Below are 5,389 nucleotides of genomic sequence, written 5' to 3'. Positions count from 1 at the left end.
TTAAAGGGAGTTGGGAGATATGCATGATCAATTTGAGATTGAACTTGAAATTGGTTGGTTTGCAACAAGAGCAGATATAGCACGTATGCATGAATATGGCAGTAGTAATTTGCCTAGTCGTGAACATTTAAACAAAGTGGCAGATTCACCCGAATTTCAACAGTATATCAATACTGATTATATGAACAGAGAGTTTAGCAAAGGAATAGAAGTTGGCATGAAGTCTTTTGGTAAATTGTTCATTGATTTTTACAAGGATTTTGTTGCTTCTGGCAAAGTAAAACCCAAATTAAAGGACAGTACAATTGCTACTAAAAAAGCAAAAGGAAGTAAATCTCCAGAAACACCTTTAATAGATACGGGATTAATGCTTGAGTCAATTGAGGCTAGGGTGAATTCATGATTCTCGATATTGATAAAATACAAAAGTACATAATCATTATCGTGAAAAAGTTTAAAGAGTTAGTATCTGAATTTGATATAGAGATTATCAATACATATAACCATCCATATATGTCTCAACTTACAGTAAAGAAACAAAATGTTTTAGTTATTAAGTTTGATAATGTTGAAGGCCTCTTTACACATAATTCAAGAACGGGTGCATTTTATGATAATGTGAATGAATTTAGTATTTTTTTTATGCTGTATTTTATTAATTTTATTAATAATGAATCTGAAAGAATTACTTATTCTCGAAATATGAAACTTTATGAACTCTTTAGCGATTTTTTACATGATTCACAGTCTCACAAATTTACTATTGATTCTTCTGATGAATACAACATTTTGCTTAACATATTCATTTACAATGTATCCAATCTAAATCAAAGTGGATTTGTGAAACTTAACTCTAATCACAATAACTTAGCATACTGTTCAAGTTGTACGTTTAAGACTAACTTACAAATAATAGAAAAATTAAAGGAGACATAAATGCCACAAGATACTATTAGTGTTAAATTTACTACACCACCAATTAGAGCAAATAAAGTCAATTATTACACTCCATTATTAGTATATAAGACTGATAAAATAAAGATAGAATCTGAATCTAAACATAAATTACTGACCTTAACTAAAAATTCTTATTTAAAACAAATTGAGACTCTTCAAAAAGAAGGTAGCAATGGTGAGGATGAATTTAATGCAGAAAAAGAACACTTAACTAAATCAATTACTGCTATGTTTAGTGTTGGCGACTTCAGTATACCTTCTGCATCATTAATCATTTACAAAGAAACAGAAGGTGCTAAAGAGGTTAAAAAATATCTAAATGAAAATCAAAATTCATTCATAGTTTTAATTAATACTGGTAAAAAAGACAATTTCAAAGGTGGTGATGGACTTGCTGTTTACAAGGATGATTATACTCACTTTAAAGATGATGGTAGATTCTTTGTCTTTGCAACTTTTGAAGAAGAAATAAAAGAACTATTTAAAAATGGTTCAAATTCCAAAAAGGGAATTATTGTTATACACACTCAAGGAGAAGATTATTTACATCTCAAATTTATCTCCAAATACTTAAGTGAAGCTGAAATTAGACATTCAACTAATCCTTATGGTATGCAATTTACTGGAGTACGTATATTAACCGATGCAACTTCAATTTCTAAACTTAGAAACGCTAATATCAACTTTTATTCACATCTTAATGAGACTGGTCTTGATGGTATACCTGCATTTAAAGAAGGTGTAGATCTTTTAGGAAATTCTATTGACGAATACTTCACATATCACTATCTGAAGTACGAGATGATTAAGGAACTTATTAAAGTTTGGCATAAAAATAATAGGCAAAACAGCAAACTTTCAGAGTTGCAACTTAGTGGAGAACGTGACAATGCCTATACTTCAACTATTGAGTGTATGCTAGAACGTTTTATCACAAGAGGACTTATTGTAGCCTATTCTAATCTCAAACTTACATTATCTCCAAATCCAAAACTCAAGCTTATCTTAAGCGTCTCTATCACTTATAACTTCAGTATGAATGGAGTATTACTAAATATTACTACTGAAGATATAGAAGATTTTACAAATAGGAGTGAACTACATGGATAATGCATACCAACTTGAAGATGTCTACTTTTCAGTAAATGGAACTAAAATTATAGGTGGCAAACTAGAACTCTCAAGTGAACCCACAACAAGAGCTACTTTTAGCAATGAAGACAAAGGAGTTCCAGTAGTAAGTTTCCGGGATCCTAGAACTATTGTTTACATATTCAACATAGAAGTTAGTATTGGTAGTTATGAATATGGAATTTTAACTGATCTCTCAAGTGAACAATTTTATACATTGGGTAAAAATAAAAATGAAAAATTCTTAAGTATAGTATTCAATGATAGAATTCAAACCAAAATTATTAGTAACTATGCTGTATTTACAGAAGAACCATCAAGAAGCTATTCGGCTGAATCTGAAAAAGTTACATTCGAAATTAGAGCTATGAATTGCACAAGAACTATACCAAATAAATAAAAGGAGTTATTTATATGATTATGCGTTATAAAATGAATATACTATCTAAAAGTAAAACTTATACATATGATGTAAAAGTACTTCCCATGTACCAGTGGGACTCTATATTAGGATTTTCACAAGATCATGGAATTAATAAACTCGATAATATTGACTACCTTAAAAAAATAACTGATTTAATGATAAAGCCTGACTTCTTAACTGAATTTTACAAGATTTTAGATCAAAATAGAGAGTATGTTGGTATCTACAAAGAATATTTAGTAGGAATTATTTATTCAATTCAGTTTAATATTTTTCATAGAGATTCTGACTTTAAAAAGCCATCATTAATTTACTTAAGTGAATATGAAGACACTTCTGGTGACTTTGTTAAATTTAATTATATTAATGAGCTTTGGAACTATGAATACTTAACTAAAGAAGAAAATGAGTAGCATTTATGAAACAACAAGAGTATGAAGACTTTATCAAAATATTTAACGACAAAAAAGATCAATATGCAAAACTTATTAACGATATTCAACAAAATAAATACTTCTTTCCAGTTATCATGGGTATATGCAGTTTAAATGAGGTTAAGAATCTTAATTATGAACAGTTAATGGAAGTGAATGCAATATCAGAACTAAAACTTGAAAAGCAAGTTTTAGAATTAGCCTTAGGTAAAAGCACATTATGAATAACACTGGATTTACTATTAAGTTTAAAGGCGTACTTGATCATGCTTCAACCAAAAAATCTTTAGAAAAAGATATATCTATCCTTGAAAAAGTTCTAAAACCCAAAAGAACAAGACTCGATAGCACTGAAAAAATATTGAAACATAATCTGAAAGAAAAAAAAGCTGAACTTGCCAAACAGAGCAAATATGAAAAATTAAGAGAAAGTGTAGAAAAATTTAGACTTCAAGAAACTAAAAAACTGATAAAACAAGGCATGAAATTTGAAGAAGCAAGGAAATATGCATTCAAAAAGTCATTAATGTCTTCAAAAGACTTGAGAAAATTAGAATATGAATCACTCTCTAAGCAAAAAAATTTACTAAGTAAAAGTAGTAAAAATATACTTCAAATTGCTACGGGTACTGCTATTGGTCAATTAGCAGCAGGAGGTATAAAAGGAGCTTTTTCAGGCACACTTGGCTTTGCAAAACAAGCTCTTGAGGCTGATGCAATAAAAAAAAGACATCAAGCATTTAACTTAAAAGTCTTTGACGAAGACGAATATAATGCTCTAAATAAAAAAATAAGTGACCTGCAAGGATTTGAACGAGAAGCTGATAAGGAATTGTTTTTACGTTCTGCTGCTGTTCTTAAGGGTGATCTCAATGAATTAGGTATTAATACAAAAGAAAATCTAAATTCAGCTGTTATGCTTGCTGCAAGTCTTAAATCTAGTGGTATTAGTGATAATGATGCTATTTCAGAAGTTTCAACACTACTAAAAGGTGAAGGAGGCTCTATTTTTAAAGCTATGAGTGTCTTTAAAGAATTTGGTCATAAATATAGCGAACAAAAACAAATGGAATATGAACGCGTTACATCATTAAATAATGAATTTGATTCACGAATAAACTTAATCAAAGAAATACATAAAGATTTACTATCAACTGGTCTCACAAAAGCTACTTCTTTTAAAGAAGATACTAGTAGTAAAGTTACAAAAATTACTGAAAACCTAAACACACTTACCGTTAATGCACTCAAACCACTACTTGGCATATTAACCAAATTAACAAATTGGTTAGTGGAATTTAGTTTTCAGAAAAGTATTATTGAACCATTAAAATCAGTGTTCAATTTCTCTAAATTAACATCAAGTATTGTACAAGGTTTTAAAGACTGGTGGAACGGCACAGATTCTACTAAAACTGAAACTGACAGTAGCGTAGAAACACCTCATTAGGAGAGTAAATATGAATTCATTTCAAATTACTAACTTGATCAAAGAAATAGTCACACAAACACTTAGTTTGTTCGTACACGATAATTTTATAGTTCTATTCCCAAGAATGGACTTCAAAGGATTAGGATATGTTCCACAATTGTTCTTCATAAAACCTAAAAACGAACTTATAAACATAACTTATAACACTTCATGCTCAAAACGTCCTATTATTAATTACTACACTAGAAAAGCCGAGTATGTAAGTTATAATCCAATACTAAACAGTGAAATTATTAGCCTAAATTCTGGTGTTCTAACCAGTTTCTATAAGGAAATAATTGAAGATCTTCAAGCATCTATTTTTGGCTCTGCAATACTACAATATGACAGTCATTTAGTCAAAGCTCAATTTAGAAATAGAATCGAAGCCGGAGTACCTTTTAGTGCTTTTAGTCCAGCTTTTGGCATAAAAGAAGCAGTAACATTAACTTCTGTCACACTCAAAGACACTCCAAATATTGATGAAGTTGAAGTAAGTCTCACTATGGAAGTTGCCAAAACTTTTACTACTTCAGAAGATAAAGGATAACATATGATAAAATATGACTTCAAAATAGAATTTTATAACTCTCATATTCTTGACAATTCTACAACTGGTGATTCTATTCCAGAAGACAATCCAAAAATTGTTATTGAAACTCATAATGGAATACATGTAGACATATCGATATCAGATTTGTATTCAAGCTATAAATATGTGGCCTCAAAACAAGCCAAATTAACTCTTTGGAACTTACCTTTAGACTTTACAGAATCAATCAAAGAAGGCGACATCGTCAAAATATTTTATAAGAAGTTTTATGACGCCAAACAATATGACTTTATTATGGCTGGATATTTAGGAGTGCCGATGAGCACTGATTATCCCAGTGGCGACTTTAGTGTTGATTTGGAACTTCATTTAGCCTCAAAGAGTAATTTCTTTAATAGAAAACTTGAAAATACTCAATT

9 protein-coding genes are annotated in these 5,389 nt (G+C 29.8%); all 9 read left to right on the top strand.

Translation table 11 applies throughout. The annotated features are described in order from the left end of the window. The first annotated feature begins 19 nt into the window (after positions 1–19). The gene (locus U880_RS0102735) at positions 20–403 is read left to right on the top strand and encodes a hypothetical protein (protein ID WP_024654663.1); all 384 of its coding nucleotides are present in this window, start codon (positions 20–22) and stop codon (positions 401–403) included. Continuing rightward, positions 400–936 carry a DUF764 family protein gene (locus U880_RS0102730; protein WP_024654662.1) on the top strand — a complete coding sequence of 179 codons (537 nt, stop codon included), beginning with the start codon at positions 400–402 and terminating at the stop codon, positions 934–936. Before U880_RS0102735 ends, U880_RS0102730 begins: the two co-directional genes overlap by 4 nt. Next, entirely contained in the window at positions 937–2,067 is a 1,131-nt protein-coding gene (locus U880_RS0102725) for a DUF787 family protein (protein ID WP_024654661.1), read from the top strand. Then, positions 2,060–2,488: a DUF1463 family protein gene (locus U880_RS0102720; RefSeq protein ID WP_024654660.1), complete on the top strand. Its 429-nt coding sequence runs from the start codon at positions 2,060–2,062 to the stop codon at positions 2,486–2,488. The genes U880_RS0102725 and U880_RS0102720 overlap by 8 nt, the downstream gene beginning before the upstream one ends. Positions 2,489–2,502: 14 nt before the next feature. Beyond that, on the top strand, positions 2,503–2,925 hold the full coding sequence (locus U880_RS0102715; RefSeq protein WP_024654666.1) for a DUF1473 family protein: 423 nt from the start codon (positions 2,503–2,505) through the stop codon (positions 2,923–2,925). Between the two features lie 5 nt (positions 2,926–2,930). Continuing rightward, a complete protein-coding gene (locus U880_RS0102710; RefSeq protein WP_024654665.1) occupies positions 2,931–3,170 on the top strand; it encodes a DUF1322 family protein in 240 nt (79 codons plus the stop codon). Beyond that, on the top strand, positions 3,167–4,396 hold the full coding sequence (locus tag U880_RS0102705; RefSeq protein WP_024654664.1) for a DUF759 family protein: 1,230 nt from the start codon (positions 3,167–3,169) through the stop codon (positions 4,394–4,396). The genes U880_RS0102710 and U880_RS0102705 overlap by 4 nt, the downstream gene beginning before the upstream one ends. Before the next feature lie 10 nt (positions 4,397–4,406). Next, entirely contained in the window at positions 4,407–4,967 is a 561-nt protein-coding gene (locus U880_RS0102700) for a DUF792 family protein (RefSeq protein ID WP_014683063.1), read from the top strand. A gap of 3 nt (positions 4,968–4,970) precedes the next feature. Then, positions 4,971–5,389 (top strand): DUF693 family protein (locus U880_RS0102695; protein WP_024654656.1); only part of this gene is annotated, 419 nt, incomplete at its 3' end.

Source organism: Borrelia hispanica CRI (assembly GCF_000500065.1).
Classification (GTDB): Bacteria; Spirochaetota; Spirochaetia; order Borreliales; family Borreliaceae; genus Borrelia; species Borrelia hispanica.
This window is presented reverse-complemented; position numbering and strand designations above follow the sequence as displayed.

What these genes read in the sequence shown, in the direction of transcription:
- U880_RS0102735 (WP_024654663.1), top strand. Translation starts at nt 20, where the DNA reads ATGCATGATCAATTTGAGATTGAACTTGAAATTGGTTGGTTTGCAACA.
- U880_RS0102705 (WP_024654664.1), top strand. Translation starts at nt 3,167, where the DNA reads ATGAATAACACTGGATTTACTATTAAGTTTAAAGGCGTACTTGATCAT.
- U880_RS0102720 (WP_024654660.1), top strand. Translation starts at nt 2,060, where the DNA reads ATGGATAATGCATACCAACTTGAAGATGTCTACTTTTCAGTAAATGGA.
- U880_RS0102710 (WP_024654665.1), top strand. Translation starts at nt 2,931, where the DNA reads ATGAAACAACAAGAGTATGAAGACTTTATCAAAATATTTAACGACAAA.
- U880_RS0102730 (WP_024654662.1), top strand. Translation starts at nt 400, where the DNA reads ATGATTCTCGATATTGATAAAATACAAAAGTACATAATCATTATCGTG.
- U880_RS0102725 (WP_024654661.1), top strand. Translation starts at nt 937, where the DNA reads ATGCCACAAGATACTATTAGTGTTAAATTTACTACACCACCAATTAGA.
- U880_RS0102715 (WP_024654666.1), top strand. Translation starts at nt 2,503, where the DNA reads ATGATTATGCGTTATAAAATGAATATACTATCTAAAAGTAAAACTTAT.
- U880_RS0102700 (WP_014683063.1), top strand. Translation starts at nt 4,407, where the DNA reads ATGAATTCATTTCAAATTACTAACTTGATCAAAGAAATAGTCACACAA.